15 protein-coding genes are annotated in these 18,535 nt (G+C 58.7%); 11 read left to right on the top strand and 4 right to left on the bottom strand.

Annotation, left to right across the window (positions count from 1 at the left end; genetic code table 11):
• The first annotated feature begins 3 nt into the window (after nt 1–3).
• The 7 genes from ACNKU3_RS09400 to ACNKU3_RS09370 all read left to right on the top strand — a co-directional run bounded on the left by ACNKU3_RS09400 (nt 4) and on the right by ACNKU3_RS09370 (nt 6,069).
• Complete coding sequence (locus ACNKU3_RS09400) at nt 4–1,143, top strand: thiolase family protein (RefSeq protein WP_418259192.1); 1,140 nt, start codon at nt 4–6, stop codon at nt 1,141–1,143.
• A 15-nt stretch (nt 1,144–1,158) separates the two neighbouring features.
• Nucleotides 1,159–1,602 (top strand): Zn-ribbon domain-containing OB-fold protein, encoded by a 444-nt coding sequence (locus tag ACNKU3_RS09395; RefSeq protein WP_418259191.1) that lies wholly within the window; start codon nt 1,159–1,161, stop codon nt 1,600–1,602.
• A gap of 45 nt (nt 1,603–1,647) precedes the next feature.
• Nucleotides 1,648–2,838 carry an amidohydrolase family protein gene (locus ACNKU3_RS09390; RefSeq protein ID WP_418259190.1) on the top strand — a complete coding sequence of 397 codons (1,191 nt, stop codon included), beginning with the start codon at nt 1,648–1,650 and terminating at the stop codon, nt 2,836–2,838.
• A 21-nt stretch (nt 2,839–2,859) separates the two neighbouring features.
• Complete coding sequence (locus tag ACNKU3_RS09385) at nt 2,860–3,300, top strand: nitroreductase family deazaflavin-dependent oxidoreductase (protein ID WP_418259189.1); 441 nt, start codon at nt 2,860–2,862, stop codon at nt 3,298–3,300.
• A gap of 11 nt (nt 3,301–3,311) precedes the next feature.
• The gene (locus ACNKU3_RS09380; protein WP_418259188.1) at nt 3,312–4,379 is read left to right on the top strand and encodes a phosphotransferase; all 1,068 of its coding nucleotides are present in this window, start codon (nt 3,312–3,314) and stop codon (nt 4,377–4,379) included.
• A gap of 27 nt (nt 4,380–4,406) precedes the next feature.
• Entirely contained in the window at nt 4,407–4,982 is a 576-nt protein-coding gene (locus ACNKU3_RS09375; RefSeq protein ID WP_418259187.1) for a VOC family protein, read from the top strand.
• 97 nt (nt 4,983–5,079) lie between these two features.
• Nucleotides 5,080–6,069, top strand: coding sequence for an alpha/beta hydrolase family protein (locus tag ACNKU3_RS09370; RefSeq protein WP_418259186.1), 990 nt, complete (start codon nt 5,080–5,082; stop codon nt 6,067–6,069).
• A 15-nt stretch (nt 6,070–6,084) separates the two neighbouring features.
• Here ACNKU3_RS09370 and ACNKU3_RS09365 read toward each other — a convergent pair whose 3' ends face one another.
• The 3 genes from ACNKU3_RS09365 to ACNKU3_RS09355 are packed head-to-tail and all read right to left on the bottom strand — an operon-like array spanning nt 6,085 to nt 10,699.
• Nucleotides 6,085–7,728, bottom strand: a complete 1,644-nt coding sequence (locus tag ACNKU3_RS09365) for a methylmalonyl-CoA mutase family protein (protein WP_418259185.1) — start codon at nt 7,726–7,728, stop codon at nt 6,085–6,087.
• 34 nt (nt 7,729–7,762) lie between these two features.
• Entirely contained in the window at nt 7,763–9,433 is a 1,671-nt protein-coding gene (locus tag ACNKU3_RS09360; protein WP_418259184.1) for a thiamine pyrophosphate-binding protein, read from the bottom strand.
• A gap of 33 nt (nt 9,434–9,466) precedes the next feature.
• Complete coding sequence (locus tag ACNKU3_RS09355; protein ID WP_418259183.1) at nt 9,467–10,699, bottom strand: thiolase family protein; 1,233 nt, start codon at nt 10,697–10,699, stop codon at nt 9,467–9,469.
• 218 nt (nt 10,700–10,917) lie between these two features.
• Between ACNKU3_RS09355 and ACNKU3_RS09350 the strand changes: the two genes are divergently transcribed.
• Nucleotides 10,918–11,400 (top strand): MarR family winged helix-turn-helix transcriptional regulator, encoded by a 483-nt coding sequence (locus ACNKU3_RS09350; protein ID WP_418259182.1) that lies wholly within the window; start codon nt 10,918–10,920, stop codon nt 11,398–11,400.
• A gap of 45 nt (nt 11,401–11,445) precedes the next feature.
• Here ACNKU3_RS09350 and ACNKU3_RS09345 read toward each other — a convergent pair whose 3' ends face one another.
• The gene (locus ACNKU3_RS09345) at nt 11,446–12,903 is read right to left on the bottom strand and encodes an FAD-binding oxidoreductase (RefSeq protein ID WP_418259415.1); all 1,458 of its coding nucleotides are present in this window, start codon (nt 12,901–12,903) and stop codon (nt 11,446–11,448) included.
• Between the two features lie 415 nt (nt 12,904–13,318).
• Between ACNKU3_RS09345 and ACNKU3_RS09340 the strand changes: the two genes are divergently transcribed.
• The 3 genes from ACNKU3_RS09340 (at nt 13,319) to ACNKU3_RS09330 (ending at nt 18,518) form a co-directional block, all read left to right on the top strand.
• Nucleotides 13,319–15,706, top strand: coding sequence for a TonB-dependent receptor (locus ACNKU3_RS09340; protein WP_418259181.1), 2,388 nt, complete (start codon nt 13,319–13,321; stop codon nt 15,704–15,706).
• A gap of 239 nt (nt 15,707–15,945) precedes the next feature.
• Nucleotides 15,946–17,382 (top strand): NAD-dependent succinate-semialdehyde dehydrogenase, encoded by a 1,437-nt coding sequence (locus ACNKU3_RS09335; RefSeq protein ID WP_418259180.1) that lies wholly within the window; start codon nt 15,946–15,948, stop codon nt 17,380–17,382.
• Between the two features lie 104 nt (nt 17,383–17,486).
• Nucleotides 17,487–18,518 carry an aldo/keto reductase gene (locus ACNKU3_RS09330; protein WP_418259179.1) on the top strand — a complete coding sequence of 344 codons (1,032 nt, stop codon included), beginning with the start codon at nt 17,487–17,489 and terminating at the stop codon, nt 18,516–18,518.
• Nucleotides 18,519–18,535 lie beyond the last annotated feature (17 nt).

Below are 18,535 nucleotides of genomic sequence, written 5' to 3'. Positions count from 1 at the left end.
CAGATGGGAAGCGAGTGTGCCATCGTCGGCCTCGGGGTTACCGAACAGGGTGTCGGCCTCGGCCTTGAAGGCCGGGAGCTACGCGCCCAGGCGGTAGACCTGGCACTGGCGGACGCGGGCCTTCCCCGCGACGCCATCGACGGCTATATCCGCGCCTACGTGGACCGCGAGGACCTGCGCTACATGGGCCTGTCGCCCAACTTCTCGGTGTCGATGATGACCGGCGGTGCGACCCCGGTATTTTCCATCGTCGCCGCGATGGCAATGATCGAGGCCGGGCAGGCGGAGGTGGTGGCCTGCGTCTATGGCGAGGCCCAGACGGCCTTCGCCAGCAGCGGCAAGCAGGATATCGGTTCCTACGGCTACGGCTACCCGATGCTCTACGGCCTGCTGGGCGCGGCGGCGACCCACGCCTTTCACGCCCGGCGCCACATGCACCTTTACGGCACGACCTCCCGGCACCTCGGCGCGGTGGCGGTTACCCAGCGCGACTATGCCCTGAAGCGCCCGGGTACCCTCGGCTACGGTAAGCCGCTGACCCTGGCGGAACACCAGGCCTCGCCGATGATCACCGACCCCTTTCGCCGCTACGACTGCACCCGCAATACCGACGGCGGTATCGCGGTGCTGGTGACGACGGCGGAGCGCGCCCGCAGCCTGCGCAATACGCCGGTATACGTGCTCGGTGCCGGCACCGGCCACAATATCGTCAACTGGCACAAGGGGCAGGTGTTCGAGAACCACGACAATATCGCCCCGGCGAAAGCCCGTGCATTTCAGCAGGCGGGTATGACGGTCGCGGATATCGACATGGCCCAGCTTTACGACCCCTTCACTATCTCGCCGCTGATGCAACTGGAAGCCTTTGGCTTCGTCAAAGAGGGGCAAGGTGGGCCGCTCTACGCCGAAGGTGGTGCGGGCCCCGACGGCCTGATTCCTACCAATACCGGCGGTGGGCAACTCTCGGCCTACTATTCCACCGGGTTTACCGGCATCGCCGAGGCGGTACAGCAATTGCGCGGCGAGGCCGGCGCGGGCCAACTGAAAAAGGCGGAAACCTCGCTGGTCTCCGGTCACGGCATGAACGCCGGCGTGCAGAACACCTGGGCCCACGCCTGCATGATCCTCGGCAGCAATCCCTGAGGGGCAGGACAGACTATGAGCGAGACCTTACAAGAACTTGCGCAACACCCGCTGATGGAAGCTATCCGCCGCTACGGTGGCGACCCCGCCGACGTGCCCTTCTGGGAAGGGTGCAGAGAGGGCAGGTTCCTCCTGCACCGCTGCAACCTGTGCCAGCAGCACTACTGGCCGGCCAGTCGCTGCGTCGAGCACGGCGATGCCGACATGCAGTGGGTGGAGGCCTCCGGGCGGGGAACACTCTACACCTACACGGTGATGCATCGCGCCTATACCCCGGATACCCGCGACAAGGTGCCTTTCGTGATTGCGGTCGTGCAGTTGGAGGAAGGGCCTTTCTATCACAGCAATATTCTCGATTGTGCCTGTGACGCAGTGAGTATCGGTATGCCACTGGACGTGGTCCTGCAGCCCCACGACAGTGGCCTGACCATCCCCCAGTTCAGGCCGCTCACCCGGTGACCGGCGCAGAACAAGTAAAGGATCAAATCACGAGGAGGATTTGGTATGTCTACAGCAGCACTGAAACAGACCGACGATAGCCAGCGCGGCACTGCCGCGAAACGCTACATCGTGGATGCGGACTCCCATATGGATCCGCCCTACGAGATGTGGAAGGACTACCTGCCGGCCCACCTCGCCGACCTGGCACCGCGGATCGAACACGGTGACGAACACGACTGGATCGTGTTCGAGGGCAACAAGCGGCCAGTGCTGATGATTTCCAACCAGGCCGGTCGCCAGGGCAAGGACTACAAGATGGTCGGGCGGCGCTCGGAGATGCGTCCGGTCTGGCTGCCGGAGACCCGCCTCGAGGACATGACCACCGACGGCATGGATGCGGCGGTCCTGTTTGGCGGCGGCCCGCTGGGCACCGCCAACCCGGACCTCTACATCGCCAGCTTCGAGGCCTACAACCGCTGGCTGTGGGATTTCTGCGGCGCCGATCGCAAGCGCCTGGTGCCAGTGGGCTACGTGCCCATGCGCGACGTGGACGAATCCTGTGCGATGATCCGCAATCTCGCGCAGTTGGGTTTCACTACCATCAATATTCCCGCCTTCCCCATGGACCCGGACGTGCCGAAAGCCGGTGGCTTCAGCGCCCAGGCCCTGGGCCTGTCGGGCAACCCCAATGGCGAGCGCTCCTACATCGATGCGGAATTCGACAAGCTCTGGGAAACGGTCAGCGAACTGGACATTTCCCTGACCATGCACCTGGGCGGCCGCGTGCCGCGCTTCGGTAACAAGCAGCACTTCCTGCCCGACCTCGTCATGAGCAAAACCGCCATGGCCGAGCCGGTGGCGATCATGATCTACGGCGCATTATTCCAGCGTTTCCCCAAGCTGCGCCTCGCCATCGTCGAGAGCGGGGTGGGCTGGATGTCATGGATGGCGGAGTACATGGACCGCACCTGGGAGCGCCAGCGCTACTGGACCGATAGCCCGCTGAAGGAAAAGCCCAGCGTGTTCATGGACCAGAATGTCTACGGCTCGTTTATCCACGACCGCGTGGGCATTCTCAATCGCAACCTCCCGGGCGGCAGGAACATCATGTGGTCCTCCGACTACCCGCACTCGGAAACCACCTTCCCGAATTCACTGGGTGTGATTGAACGTGATTTCGAGGGCATTCCCGCTGCGGACATCAACGCGATCGTTTGCGAACGGGCGAAACGTTTCTACAAGATCGGTGAATAGGCCGTTGTCGGAGAGTATGAAATGAGCGATGCCAGCCGCTATGTGCAGACGGATATCAGCCTGCTCAACCAGGAACATGTAAAGCGCTACCGGGAAACCAATGGCGAGGTGGGACACCTATGGAACGGCGCCACCGCCCTTTTGCTGACCACCATCGGCAACAAGTCCGGCGAGCCGCGGACCACGCCGCTGATTTATGCGCAAGAAGGCGACGACTACGTCATCATCGCCTCCAAGGGGGGGGCGCCCACGCACCCCGCCTGGTACCTGAATATCAGCAAGACCCCTGAAGTCGAGATCCAGGTACTGGACAAGGTGATGAAGGCGACGGCGGTGACCGTCGAGGGTGCGGAGCGCGATCATCTGTGGAAAGTGGCGACGGAGGTATGGCCGAACTACGACCAGTACGCGGAGCGCACCGAGCGCTTGATTCCCGTGGTGAAACTCACGCCGCATAACTGAAGGAGAGCCGCATGGCGCAGGCAAATAAAACAATAAGTTCCGGCCTGATGATTCCCGAGACGCTGCAGGAGGCGATTGACCCGGCCTGGCTGGGTGAAGCCCTTGCTTCCGTGAGTGGCAATTCGCCGGTCATCGAAGTGCAGCTTGCCGAGGTGGTAAAGGCAATGGCGGCCAAGGTGCGCATTGGGGTACGCTTCGCCAATGATCCCGAGACCGTCCTCCACTACTGCGTGAAGGGTTTCCTGGATACCGACCAGGACCGCCAGAGCACTGGCGAGGTCACCACCCGCGAGTCGAATTTCTATACCCGCATTGCGCCGCACCTCAGTATGCGGGTACCCGCATGCCCCAGCGTGGTAACCGATGACAGCGGCCAGGCGATCATGATCATGGAGGACGTGATCGCCACCGGCGGCAGCTTCTGTGATACCCATTCGCCCTTCACCGTGGAACAGGCCCGGGAAACCCTGGAGCAGATAGCTTTGTTACATGCCTCGTCCCATCTGCTGGAGAGCAATCCCTGGATTCCCCGGGGGCTGGACTGGATGGCGGAATCGAAGCATTTCCCCCAGTCCTGGATTCACCAGCAGATGCACGACGGGCGCGGCAAGGGCCTGCCGGAATCGACCCTGGATGGCGGCAACCTGCTGGCCGGCCTGCGCGTGCTCGCGGACCAGAGCCGGGAGGGTCCGCAGACACTGCTGCACGGCGACACCCATATCGCCAATGTCTACCGCACGGCGGATGGTCCCGGCTTTGCCGACTGGCAGCTGATCAAGTCCGCCAACTGGGCCATCGACGTGGCCTACCACATCAACTGCGTATTACCGGTTGCACTGGCGGAGCAGTATGAGCGAGAGCTGGTGGATTACTACCGCGACGCACTCGATCGACACGGTGGCCAGTCTGTAGACAGAGAAACGGCATGGGACGAATACTGCCGTGCGACGCCCTACGGCCTCTACCTGTGGGCGATCACCACCCGTGTGGATCCGGCAAAGACCAAGGAAAATTTCCAGCGGCTGGGTGCTGCGGTAACCCGTAGTGATGCCTATCGTCGCCTGGGTGTGATGAGCTGAGTTCAGTTCAGCGAGTGTCTATGAACAATGCCGTCATTTCTGAAGGTAGAACCTTTCGCAACAAACCTGGCGCTCTTACTGTTGGCGTCAAATGCGATGTTGCATGGTCTCGGTGGTGTTACCCCTGGCTGCCGAAGACGAGCGATCAATGAACTACGAATTGCGCCAGACGCCGGAGTTGGCGCTGCAAATCCTTATCGAACTGGAGAATACATCATGTTAAAAAGTGTCCGCCTGGGAACCGATAATCGGGTCAAAGCCAGGGCTTTTTACGATGCCACATTAGGCGCTCTAGGGGCTGCCCCGGGCATTGCACCCGAGGAGCATCCTATCGTGATGTATCAGTTTCCCGACGGCACCTCGCTGATCCTCGGGCCGGCGCGGGACGGTAACCCGGTGACCCATGCCAACGGAGGCACCGTACTCTTTACCGCGACCAGTGAAGACGCAGTGCGGGCCTGGCATGCGGCGGGTCTTGCCAACGGCGGAAGTTGCGAGGGCGTGCCGGAGCCCAAGCCCCAGGCGCGTGGCGCCTTCGGCGCCTACCTGCGCGACCCGGATGGCAACAAGCTCGGGGTCTATTGCGGATTGCAGGTCGCCTGATACCGCGCAAAATAATTATAGAAACCCAAGGATAATAACTATGCCTGCAGTACTGTGCAGAGTTTCCCGTTTATTTGTTTTTATATTGGTCGCCGCTGTGACTTCAACGGGCTACGCGCAAGACTCGCCAGATGTGGTGTTCGAGAAGCGCAGCTTCACCGATGTGTCCCGATCCATCAAAAAGGCGTTCAAGTTTCCCGGAACGCCCGATCGCCGGATCGATGTGTCCGTCTGGTACCCGGCGGGGGCTGCGGGGCAGGGCGCCCATTCGCTGCCCCTGATTATCTACAGTCATGGCACCTATGGTTATGCGAGTAACGCCTCGCACTTCGTCAACCACCTGGTGCGGCACGGTTATGTGGTAGCCGCCCCAACCTTCCCCCTGACCTCGCGGGAATCGTTCACCGGTATACCCATGGCAGTAGGCACCGACGCACCCAACCAGCCAAAGGACGTCAGTTTTGTCATCGACCAGTTGCTGGCCGACCCGGAACTGGGCGCGATCATTGACCCGGAAGAAATCGGCGTCGTCGGTCATTCCCTCGGTGCAGTCACCGGGTATTTCCTGAACTACGGCGCCCAGCTGCGGGATCCGCGGATCGGCGCCAACGCCATGATCGGGGCCGGCGACCCGGTCCAGGCAGTTCTGGCATTCGGTTTCGGGTTTGTCGGTGTGCAGCATGCCCCGGTTGCGGTGCCGGCACTGTTTCTCTCTGCGCAGCACGATGTTTTCGCCAGCCTTACCGGTCGGCCGTTTGCCGCCTACTCGCGGGTGGAACCGCCCAAGCAGGAGGTCCTCATTGCCGGCGGGACCCATGTCTGGTTTCGCGATGGGGACGACAAACATCCAGACGGGCTGAATCCCGATTGCCTGTTTTTCGCAAGGAGTGCCCCCGCAATGCAGGTGCCGGGATGCCAGCAACCGGTTGATCTTATCGAACCACAAGTGCAGAGAGAAATTACCCGCACTGCGTTGCTGGATTTTTTCAACGCCTATCTAAAGCACGACAAGAAAGCGCTGTATTCGCTCCAGCATATTGACGACAGGTTCCCTGCGGCGGAAATACGCTTTGAAAACTCGCGTTGAATCGGGTCTTTCTCCCTAGATCGATTCCTGGCTCACCGGATGCCTTCCCCACACCTTGGCCAGGGTTGTGCAGATTTCACCGATGGTGGCGCGCGCACGCGCGGCTTCGATAATCGCTGGAATGGTATTCTCGTCGTTGCGCGCTGCCAGTTCGACGGCCAGCAGTGCCCCATCGACCCGCTCCGGTATGCGTTTCTCGCGGGTCGCCGCGAGCGAAGCCATGGCTTCATCGGTGGCATCCGGAAACGCCGGGGTTGCAACCGGAAGGGCATTGCTTTCTGCGGCACGGGTTTTGTAGTTGACCCCGACAAGCAGTTTCCTGCCCTCGGCGATATCGCGGTATTCGCGGTAGGCGGATTCACCGAGTTGCGCGCTGATACTGCCGTCTTCAATGCCTTTTACCGCGCCGCCGGCGTCAATTAGTTCGACGACATAGGCGGCAATTTCGGCCTCCAGGCGGTCTGTCAGGTTTTCCACGTAGTAGGAGCCCCCCAGGGGGTCGACCACTTTGGCTGCTCCCGCCTCCGCGCCGATAATTTGCTGTATTCGCAAGGAAAGGTGGGCGGCATCTTCCGAGGGCAGTGAAAGTGCTTCATCCCAGGAACTGGTCGCCAGGGTCTGGGTGCCCCCGAGCACAGCCGCGAGGGCTTCGTAGGCAATGCGGGCAATATTATTGTGTGGTTCCTGAGCAGTCAGGGCGCCGCCGAGGGTGTAGGAAAAAATACGGATGGTGGCAGCTTCCTCGGGTACGCCATAGCGCTCGTGGAGGATTTTCGCCCAGAGACGGCGTGTCGCCCGGAATTTGGCTGCTTCTTCAAAAATATCCACGCTGGCTGCAAGAAAGGTGAATAGCGTGGGCGAAATCTTGCTGATGTCGACGCCGCGCGCCTCGGCTGCGTCGAGATAGGCCAGCCCATTGAGTATGCTGACGCCAACCTCCTGGGTGGCGGTCCCCCCCGCGTCGCGAATATGGTAGCCACAGAACTGGATCGGTTGCCAACTGGGGTAATACTCCTGGAAGTATTCGATGACATCCACCGAAAACTTGATACTCGCGGCCGGGGGAAAGATCCAGGTCCCGCGGGAGGTGAATTCCTTCAACGGGTCGTTTTGCAGGAGCAGTTTGAATGAGGAAGGGTCGATCCCCAACTCCTCCATGGCGACCAGGGTAAACGCGGTAAATATGGGCGAGATCGCGTTGGCGGTAGTGCGCATCTGCCTGAGGTTTTCCAGGGGCAAGCCGTCCAGCATCGCGATCATATCGTCGACGGAGTTCAACGCCACCCCTACCTTGCCCACCTCACCCTTTGCCAGCGGGTCGTCAGAATCGACGCCGGTCTGGGTCGGCAGGTCGAGAGCGACGGACAGGCCGGTTTGTCCCGCTTCGAGCAGCAGCTTGAAGCGTTTTTTGGTCTCGGTTGGCGAACCATAACCGGAATACATCCCCATCACCCAGTGGCCATCGTGGTACATGTTGCTGGTAACGCCCCGTGTGAACGGGTATTCACCGGCAACCTCGCCTTTGTTCGCACTGGCGGTGTAGATTTTCGCCAGCGGCAATCCCGCCGATGCCGAGGTATTGCCCTGGAACGCCTCTTCGTGGGCAATAGTCTGGCTGATGCCGCAGAGCAAGCCGCGGATTTTTTCACTGGATGACACGTAAGACTCCTATCAACACATCGATGGTGGAGGTTCAGGGATTTTTTTCCAGTATGACTTCCACCAGCGTGGGGCCGCCGTCGCGCCGCCGGCATCGCTCATTGAGAACCGGGAACAGGTCCTGTGCCTCGCTAACGCGGGTAAAGCCGACGCCCAGCGAAGTGGTCAGGCGCTCCCAGTTGATTTCCGGATTATCGAGGTCCATACCGATAAAACGGTCGCTTTGCTGCATCGTCACCAGTCGTTGCTTGAGGATTTTGTAGCCGCTGTTGTTACAGATGACAAAAGTGATGGGAAGGTTCTTGTGGGCCGCCGTCCACAGTGCCTGGACTGAATACATGGCTGAACCATCGCCAATCACTGCCGTTACAGGCCGATCCGGATTTGCCAGTTGCGCACCGACAGCGGCCGGTAGTCCCCAGCCGATGCCGCCGGAGGCCAGTCCGTGGTAGCTGTAGCGATCAAGGAAGGGATAGAACCGGGTCAGGTTGACAGTTGTGGTCAGTCCTTCCTGGATGACGATACCGTCCTCGGGAATACAGTCGGCTACCGTCATGCACAGGAAGTCACTGGAGATCGTGCCGCTGTCGGCAGTCTCCGTGGTTGTCCGGACCAGTGACTCGCGCCGGGCAGTCCAGTTGTTCGTCTGCAGTTGTTCCAGTGATTGGCGGGCGCGTTCCTGCAGTGCCTTTCCGCCGAGTTCCTGCAGTACCGGGTTGAGTTCCCGCAGGGTTTCCCTGACGTCTGCCTTGATGCCGATACTGGTGGGATAATTCTTGCCAATCTCCCAGTCCGAGAGTCCGACCTGGACTATCTGCATCGACTCTGGCATTGCCTCGGCACCGGTGTAAACCATCATGCGCATTACGTCCCCGCCGATGGCGATCAGCAGGTCGTGCTGTAGCAATATGCTATGGGCCTCTGCCTGCAAACGACTCATGCCGCCCATGTAGCAGGGATGCCCGGAAAGAAAGTGCGCACCGTAGGGCGCCGAGGACTGGTAGCTCGGACAGCCGAGTATTTCTGCGAGTTTTGCTACTTCTTCCAGCGCATCGCTTTTGACTACTTCATCGCCGCAGACCAGGACTGGATTCTCAGCCTGGAGTATCCGGCTGGCAAGCTCGGCCAGTGCCTGGGCGGAGGGCCTTACCCGGGTATCGATGCGGGTGGGGTGACCGAGATCGAGCATACCTTCGGCGTTGAGGATGTCTCCTGGAAGGGCGATAAACACCGGGCCTGTGGGAGGTGTCGTGGCAACCTTGGCGGCGCGACGCAAGATCCGTGGCAGGTCCTCGAGGCGGGTGACTTCTACAGCCCATTTGACCACCGGTCTCGCCATTTCCAGCATCGGGCCATGAAGTAAGGGCTCCATCAGGCCGTAACCCTGCTCGAGCTGACCGGCGGTGAGAATCATCGGAGTACCGGTGAACCAGGCGTTGTAGAGCGAGCCCATGGCATTGCCAAGGCCAGGCGTGACATGGACATTACAGGCTACCAGTTTGCCGGAGGAGCGCGAGAAACCGTCGGCCATGGCGAGGACGACGCTTTCGTGCATGCCCAATACATAGTGCAAATCCGGATGGTCTGCCAGCGCGCTCATGATCGGCAACTCTGTAGTTCCCGGGTTGCCGAAAAGATACTCGATGCCTTCTTCTTTCAATATCTGGAGAAAGGCTGATTTACCGGTGCTCAATCCAATGGTCATAGTTATCGTACTCGTACTGCTTGCTTGGAATCATCAATCCCTGACTAGAACAGAGACTGTCGTCACCGCTTCTTCGACACCCCAGAAACCACCGCCGTTTTCTGCGACCGCTACCCGGGCGTTCGCCACCTGGCGCCTGCCCGCTTCGCCACGCAACTGTGTTACCAGTTCGAACCATTGAAGAATGCCGGTGGCACCCACCGGATGACCTTTGGAAACCAGCCCGCCCGAAGGGTTAACCGGTATACGTCCGCCCAGTGTAGTTTCGCCTTGCTCTGTCAGTTCACCGCCGCGCCCAGGCGCGCAGAACCCCAGGTTCTCAATCTGCAGTATTTCGGCAAAGGCGCACGCGTCATGTACTTCTGCAACACTGACTTCCTCAGGGCCAATCGAAGCCTCCTGATAGGCCTCATTGGCGGCAAAACGGCCAATATGCCGGTTGAAATCCTCCAGCGGGCGCTGCGTTCCGCTCTTCAGTGACAGACCGGCCACCCTGATCGAGCGTTTGCGCAATCCCAGCTTGTCGAGCACGGCGTCGCTGCACAAAATGACAGCTGCAGCGCCATCACTGATCGGTGCGCACATGGCCCGAGTCAGGGGAGGACAGATAAGCTTGTCGGCGAGTACCTGGTCTACACTCATGTCTGTCTGGTACTGGGACAGGGGATTGAACGTGGAATGGAAGTGGTTCTTGGCGGCCGCGTGGGCTATCTGCCTCTCGGTTGTACCGAACTGCTGCATGTGAAGACGTGCCGTATACGCGTAGATGTCCATAAAAATACTGCGGGTGGTTACATTCACGCTTCCTGAATCCGTATGTTGAGGCGCGTGGATTTCCCGTCGGAGTTGTTCCAGTTGATGGATGTCAGTTCCGCCCATGAACGCTTTGAACATGGCCTCGCGTTTCTCCGGATAAAACATTTTCTCCGCGCCTGTCACCAGGGCGACATCGCACATTCCAGCGCGGATGTGCGCCAGGGCTTCGCGCAGGGCGGTGCTCCCGCTGGCGCAGGCGTTTTCAATATTGACAATGGGTATGCCTGCAAAACCCATAGAACGCAGCGCGCATTGTCCGCGAATGCCATTCTGGCCTTCGAGCAGGCCCTGTCGCGTGTTGGAAAACCAGGCAGCCTCAATATCGCCGATCTGCAGGCCGGCATCATCCAGTGCGGAAAATACGGCTGAACGGGTAAGGTCCTTGACCGACTGGCCGGGGAATTTCCCAAGGGCGGTAGCGCCAGTGCCAACGATGTAGGTTCCTTTCATTTGGGGCTCATGCAGCGTAATTCTTCTATACGATAAGTATACTCAATATATTGCAGTGAGTTCAACAGGCGGTTCTTGCTCCGTCGGGATAATTCTAGAGTCCCTTCGGTAACAGCGGTATTATGTGAATCCGCGATAAGGTCTGCTCAATATTTCCGGTGCGTGACCATCCTCATGGATGGTGTGAGGAAACGCCTAAAACAGAAGGATTTTCGTTAGTGGATAACAAGATTGATTTGGCGCCCGGATTCATGATCCGGGTTTTACAGCAGGTATCGGTTTCTATTTTTCATTCCAGCCTTGAATCCGAGGAGCTAACGCCGATTCAACATACGATTCTCAAAACCGCAGCGGCGAATAAGGATCTGGACCAGAGCACTATCGCTTCACTGGCATTCCTGGATGCCTCGACGACCGGCGATGTAGTAAAGCGTCTGGAAAAGCGCGGCCTGCTTTCCCGGGAGGTAAGCGAGATGGATCGCCGTTCCCGGGTCGTGAATATTACCCGCCAGGGCAGGCAGTTGTTGAAGCGCGTCAGTGGAAAGATTGAGGCAGCGCAAAATTTCCTGTTGTCTCCACTTGCCCCCGCTGAGCGGGATAGATTCCTGGCATCGCTGGAAAAAATCCTGGTGTTCCATGAAAACATCGGTTCAGATGAAATTTCCGGTCCCTGGCAGCGTGGCAACAAGAAGCTTTCCTGAACTTTTATTCACGACTTGGCCATAGGGCGAATGGCCGGAGGATGGTCAACTGCGCAAGAGTAGCTTGCCGGGGTTCAGTATCCAGTTCGGGTCCAGGGCGGATTTCAATCCGCGCATCATTTCGAGTTCCAGCGGTGATTTCCAGTCGGGTAGCCTGGCGGCCTTCATGGCGCCAATTCCATGTTCTGCCGACATCGAGCCGCCTAGTTCACTGACCGAGTCCTCGATAATCTTCTCGACTTCCGCAGAGCGCGCGAGAAATGAGGTGCCATCTTCAGCAGGTGGCTGACTGATATGGTAGTGGATGTTGCCATCCCCGAGGTGGCCAAACAGTAATGGTCTGGAGCCCGGTATCAGGGTCGTTATCGTATCTGCTGTCTGTTGCAGGAAGTCAGGGATCAACTGAATCGGGATCGAGAGATCAAATTTCATGTATTTTCCCTCGTGACGCTGGCACTCGACGATAGCATGACGCAGATGCCAGAACTGTTGCGCCTGGGCAATCGAACCGGCAATCGCTGCATCCTTGAGCAAGCCTTGCTGAAAAGCCCCGGTCAGGCTGTCGGTCAGCGGGTCTTCGTCACTATCGCCTTCGGCACCGCTGGAAACTTCTATCAGTGCGTACCAGGGGTAGGCCCGGTCAAAGGGATCGCGGGCATCTGCTGAGTGGCGCACAACAAAATCAATGCCAATGCGAGGTATCAGTTCAAAGGCGGTGAGCTGTCCTCCGGTCGACGCGGTGATCGTGTGCATGACTGCCAGGGCTGTTGCGGGAGATTCGAGGGCGAGCAATGCCGTGGCCCGGGACCGGGGCCGCGGGAACAGTTTAACGACCGCCGCGGTAACGATGCCGAGGGTTCCCTCTGAGCCGATAAAGAGTTGTTTGAGGTCGTATCCGGTGTTGTCCTTGCGCAGGGTTCTCAGGCCGTTCCAGATATCACCGTTGGCAAGCACTACTTCAACACCGAGCACCAGTTCACGCATATTGCCGTAGGCAAGCACAGCGGTTCCGCCGGCATTGGTGGCAATATTGCCGCCAATCTGGCAACTGCCTTCGGCGCCCAGTGAAAGCGGGAAAAAGCGGTCGTGCTCGAACGCAAGTTGTTGCAGGTTCTCAAGTATTACGCCCGCTCCGAGCGTTACGGTATTGCCCTGTGTATCGATCTCCCGGACCTGGTTGAGACGGCCAAGGTTGATAACGATGTTGTCGCCGCTGTCATCCGGCACCTGGCCGTAAACCAGTCCCGAATTTCCCCCCTGGGGGACGATGCCCAGTTTGCGTTGATTGGCATAGTGCAGAATTTGCGCCACTTCCCCGGTATCCCGGGGCCTCAATACCAGGGGCGAGTGTCCAGTTTTCTGTCCGCGCAATTCAGTGAGGTAGGGGGCCTGTTCGAGCTTCCCCCGCAGCCCATGCTTCTCGCCCACTATGGCCGTAAGAAACGCAATGTCCGCCTCTGTCGGGCGTTCAAGGAGGGGGGGAGGCACTGCAGGGAAACGCATCATTTTCTCCATGGGATTGCAGGCATCGTGAATGCCGGATTGCTGCGGCCAAATCTATACCATATTTGTACCAAAGTGTGCCCTGTCCTTCCGGCCAAGTGCAGATTTGCTCTCATACCGCACCTGGAGGTTGTGACGTCAACTTGTTACATGCAGGGCTTGCGATTGTAAAACAAGTGAGTATACTCAGCAAGTAAGTCGCTTCGACCCGGTTCACAACGGCGCCATCCCTGCTGCATCTAACGCGATCTAACAAAGCAGCTTGGGTACTGGAATGGTATGGCCTTCGAAGTTTCAGGACTGTTTTGCGACAGCAGGCAGGTTGCTGCCGTCATGTTGATGACGGTTTCCGGCGGATGGCCTCGTGCTCTCTAGCGGACTAATAAAACAATTAGATGTATTGGAGAAGTAGGCAATGTCCATAAACAACGTGAAGAAATCGTCCCTGCGCGTAAACATCCTGTTGGCGTCTGCTATTGTCGCCGGGATGCAGGTTCAGGATGCGGTTGCCCAGTCCCGTGCTGTAGCGTTGGAGGAGGTCATCGTTACAGCACAGAAGCGTGAACAGAGCCTGCAGGACGTCCCGATCGCTGTAACCGCGCTGACCCAGCAGGCTCTGGAGGTCAACAATGTCATCGATGTGAGTGACCTTTCCGGTTTGGCTCCAAACCTGACCGTCCGTCCGACGACAGGGGGGGTAAATACGCCCGGTTTCACCATGCGGGGTATCACCAGTTACGGTGTCGTGCCGGGATCCGACAAGCAGATTTCCATCTACCTGGATGGGGTGTACATCGGTTCATCCACAGGGTCGATTTTCCAGCTCTCGGATATTGAACGTCTCGAGGTCCTGCGCGGCCCCCAGGGAACGCTGTTTGGCAGAAATGCTACTGGTGGTGCCGTCAGCATTGCCACCCGGGAACCGGACGGTCAGGCCGGTTTTCGCCAGAAGCTGAGTTTTGGCAGCAGGGATTACTACCGCTCGGAAACTACCCTGGACTTGCCGGAGATCGGAAATTTCAGCGCGTATATGACCTACGCGGTTGAAGAGCAGGACGGCGATATCAACAACCTGGGTGCCGGGGTTACCTGGGACAGGACGGCGTTCGGCAAGGGGCGGTTGAAGTCCTCGGAAACTCTCGGTGCGGTAGATACCGAAAGCTTCTTTCTCTCGGCTCTTTGGGAGCCCACTGACAACTTTTCCCTGAGCTACAAGTACGATTACAGTACAGATGAGGGCAGCCCTCGCGGCGCTGCTATCCTCAGCGATTATTACACCGGTACTCTGCCTCCCGACGGTGCGGCATTTATCAAGTTTCTGGCGCTGGCCAATCCCGACCTGTTCTGGAATGGAAAGACCACCCGTCCTGACAAGGTCAATAATGCCTTCACGACGAATCGTGACCAGGAAGTGCAGGGGCACAACCTGACCGCATTGTGGGAAGTGAACGACAGCCTGCAGTTGAAAAATACCCTTGCCTATCGCAAATACAAAGTATTCGCCCCCGCGGATCTTACCGCCTCCAGTGGATGGGAGCTCGGTGGGATCATCGGGCCGGCAGTGGGCCTGCCGGCAGAGACAACGATGTGCTATGTGTGTTCGCAGAACAATTCCACCGGAGACCAGTGGAGTAACGAGTTGCAGCTGAATTACGATGCGGAGTTCGCTACCTTGACTTCCGGTCTACTTTACTTCGAGCAGGATACGGTGGGTGGCGGACCTGCTGGTTCTACGAACAGTATCATTTTTGGTTTCATGCCAGGTTATGTCGTCCCTGCCGGTAATGACAGTCGCTCACTGAATGACGCCAAGTCCTACGCCGCCTACGCACAGGCTGAATTTCATATCACGGATAAATTCGATCTGATCGCGGGCCTGCGTTATACCAATGACGAAAAGTCCGGTAGTTACGTGCTGGGCGATGCCCAAAGCAACCTGGCCTTCCAGGATTTTGAGTATAGTGACGACAACATGAGCTACCTGTTGGGCGTCAATTACCAGTTTACTGATGCGGTCATGGCTTACGCAAAGTATTCCACCGCCTTCGTTTCCGGAGGATCGGTTGCGGGGCTTGCATTTGAGCCGGAGGAAGCTGAATCCTGGGAGATCGGCGCCAAGGCGGATTTCTATAATGGCCGGCTTCGCACCAACCTGGCCCTCTTCGATGTAACCTACGAGCACCTGCAGCAGCCGCAAACCGGCAGTGCTGTCGAGGGTATGGAGGACATCGCTGTGCTGGTCATTGATGGTGGCACCGAGGCGGCCCAGGGTGTGGAACTGGAGGTCACTGCGCTGCCGCTGGAAGGACTGACGCTCTCGGCGACGCTAGGGTACCAGGACACGAAATTTACCGATGTGTCCTATCTGCTTGCAGCCAGTGCTTCCGCGGCGGGTCCCAATGCGTTCCCCAATTCGGATTACCTGCCCATATTCGCCCCGGAATGGAATGGTAATCTTTCAGCCAGTTACGAGACCAACCCGCTGTTTGACTCCGCCTACCTGAATTTCGGTATTACCGGAATCTGGCGGGATGACATCCGGATGGATCCCAACCCGGGCAGGGCCGAGGCTACCCCGTTTGGTGTCGTGGAGTTCAGTCCGGCGTCGTGGATTGTCAATGCCAGGGTTTCCCTCAAGCAGGTGGCCATTGGCGATCACCTGTCCGGCGAGATTTCCCTGTGGGGTCGCAATCTCACCGATAACGACGAAGTTACCTACTACGTAAACTACGGCGCGTTTCCTGCAGGGGATTTCCAGGAGGAGCGCAGTTACGGTATTGATCTGGTCGTCAATTTTGATTGATAACATCGTGTAGTGCGAGGCAAGCCGGTTTAACCCTCTGTGGCAGGCCGGCAAGCCATTTCAGGCGTCTTTCCGGACGCCTTTTTTTTGAATACCCGTTGAGGTACGGCGCACGAGACTTGCGTCGTGGCAATAGATAAGTATACTCAATAAATTGGCGATATCAGCCCCAATCGCAATAGCAAGCCTTGCTGCAAACATCGCTATCCATAACACTTGGCGGGGACGCGGAACTTCGTATGACATACACAGATTTAAGGCTCTTCATCGGGGGAGAGTGGACTTCCGGTACTTCGGGTGCGGGGAGTGACGTGATAAACCCCGCCACCGATGAGGTGCTGGGGCATGTACCCCACGCCAGTACAGCAGACCTCGATATGGCCCTGGAGGCCGCTCGGTCAGGATTCCAGCTCTGGCGGCAAAAAACGCCGGTAGAGCGGCAGCAGGTGCTGGAAGGCGCGGCGGCTATCATCGAGGAACAAAAGGAACACATTTCCAGGATTCTTACCCTTGAGATGGGAAAGACCCTGGCCGAATCCCGTGGCGAGATGGATTTTGTCATCAACATAATCCGCTGGTATGGGGAGGAGGGCAAGCGCGCCTATGGCAGGGTGGTACCTTCGCGCGCAGCGGGTATGCAACAGCTGGTACTCAAAGACCCTGTAGGCCCCGTTGCGTCCTTTGTGGCCTGGAACTTCCCCGGGGTCAATGTCATTCGCAAGATCGCCGCGGCACTCGCCGCGGGCTGTTCGATCGTCATCAAGGCCAGTGAAGAAACCCCCGGAACCTCTGTTGAGATCGTACGCGCCTTTGAGAAGGCGGGTCTTCCCCCCGGCGTACTCAATCTGGTATTTGGTATCCCGGGCGAAGTCTCCGAACATCTGCTGCGATCGCCGGTCATTCGCAAGGTTGCTTTCACCGGGAGTACGGCGGTCGGCATTCACCTGCAGAAACTGGCCGCGGAGACCATGAAGCACACTACCATGGAACTCGGTGGACACTCTCCGTCGATTGTCTTCGATGACGCCAACTTCGATAATGCACTGCAGTCGCTGGCCATCCAGAAGTTTCGCAACGCCGGCCAGATTTGCACGTCTGTTGGTCGGATCTATGTCCAGGAAGGGCTGTTTGATCGATTCGTTGAGGGATTCGTGAGCTATGCAGAGAGCCTGAAGGTTGGCAATGGCCTTGAGGAAGGAGTGCAAATGGGGCCATTGATAGCAAAGCGGCGGGTTCACGCCATGGAATCTATCGTCGAGGATGCCCTTGCCCGGGGGGCTGAGTTACTCTGCGGCGGAAAGCGAATTGGGGATTGCGGTAGCTTTTTCCAGCCCACGGTCTTCAGGAACGTTCCCGAGGAGGCCAGCCTGATGCGTGAGGAAGTCTTTGGGCCTGTCGTCCCGATCAATTCGTTCAAGACCTACGACGAGGTTCTCGAAAAGGCAAACCGCCTCGATTACGGGCTTGCTGCCTACGCCTACACCAGTGATGCGACAACGGCACTGAGGCTGACCCGGGACATGGAAAGCGGCATGCTGGGGATCAACAGCAGTTTCATTGCCTTCCCCGAAACACCGTTCGGCGGTATCAAGTATTCCGGCATAGGCAGTGAGGGGGGAGTCGAAGGCCTGGAGGCGTACCTGCACACCCGCCTGGTCACCCAGCTCGAAATCTAGACGACACCCGCTGGCCAGAGCATTACCCCGCTGGGCGACCGCGTGCCGCAGAGCGGGGGCTCTGGCTGCGGGAACAATAATTACCCGTACCTGGAGGAAACCGCATGCAATACAAACGACTGGGTCGAACCGGACTGATAGTCTCCGGGATGTGCCTCGGTACCAATACTTTCGGCGGCGCCAAGTCCGATTGGTGGAAGACCTTTGGCGGACTCGACCAGGCCGCAACCGATGCCGTGATGGCTGCGGCGTTTGAGGCGGGAATCAACTTCATCGATACGGCAGACCGCTATGCCGATGGCGAGTCGGAAGAGCGGGTAGCCCAGGGCCTCAAGAACCTCGCTATCAACCGTGCTGATATGGTGATTGCTGCCAAGGGCGGGCTACAGATGCAACAGGGCCCAAATGGCATGGGCGGCTCTCGCGGCTACCTGATGCGGGCTCTGGAGGCCACCTTGCGGCGCCTGGACACCGACTATGTGGATGTCTATATGATCCACCTGTTTGACGCCGCGACCCCGCTGGAAGAAACCGTGAGAACACTCGATGCGATGGTCCGCAGCGGTAAGGTGCGGTACATCGGCTGTTCCAACTTCGCCTCCTGGCAGGTCATGAAGGGGCTGAAAATCTCGGCGGAAGAACACCTCGAGCGCTTCCAGGTGGTGGAAGCCCAATGGTCCGCGGCGACTCGCGGCATAGAGCGGGAGCTGATTCCCCTGGCGCTCGACCAGGAACTGGGCATCATGGTTTGGGGACCGTTGCTGGGCGGACTGCTTTCCGGAAAATACACCCGTGACGGCGGCGGCGCCGGGGAAGGGCGCACCGGAGGCAATGTGCCTGCAGTGATCGGCCGCGACCAGTTGTTTGATGTGGTCGATGCGCTGCGAATCGTTGCCGGGCGCAGGGAAGCTACCGTGGCCCAGTGCGCACTGGCCTGGGTAATGCGCCAGAAAGGTGCCAGCACCGTGCTGTTTGGCGCCCGCAGTCCAGAGCAGGTCGAGCAGAACGTCAAGGCCGCGGAAATCCAGCTGGAGGCGGAGGACATCGCGCTGATTTCAGCGGCAGCCGAGCCGGTCATGGACTACGGCATCTGGTCGGTGCGCGGTTCCGCCGATTCCCGGCTACCCTACGTTTGATCGCGCTGGAAAGGCTG

The sequence above is a fragment of the Haliea sp. E17 genome, from assembly GCF_048323675.1.
Classification (GTDB): Bacteria; Pseudomonadota; Gammaproteobacteria; order Pseudomonadales; family Halieaceae; genus Mangrovimicrobium.
Note: the sequence above shows the minus strand (reverse complement) of the source record. Positions and strands in the feature narration are given on the sequence as shown.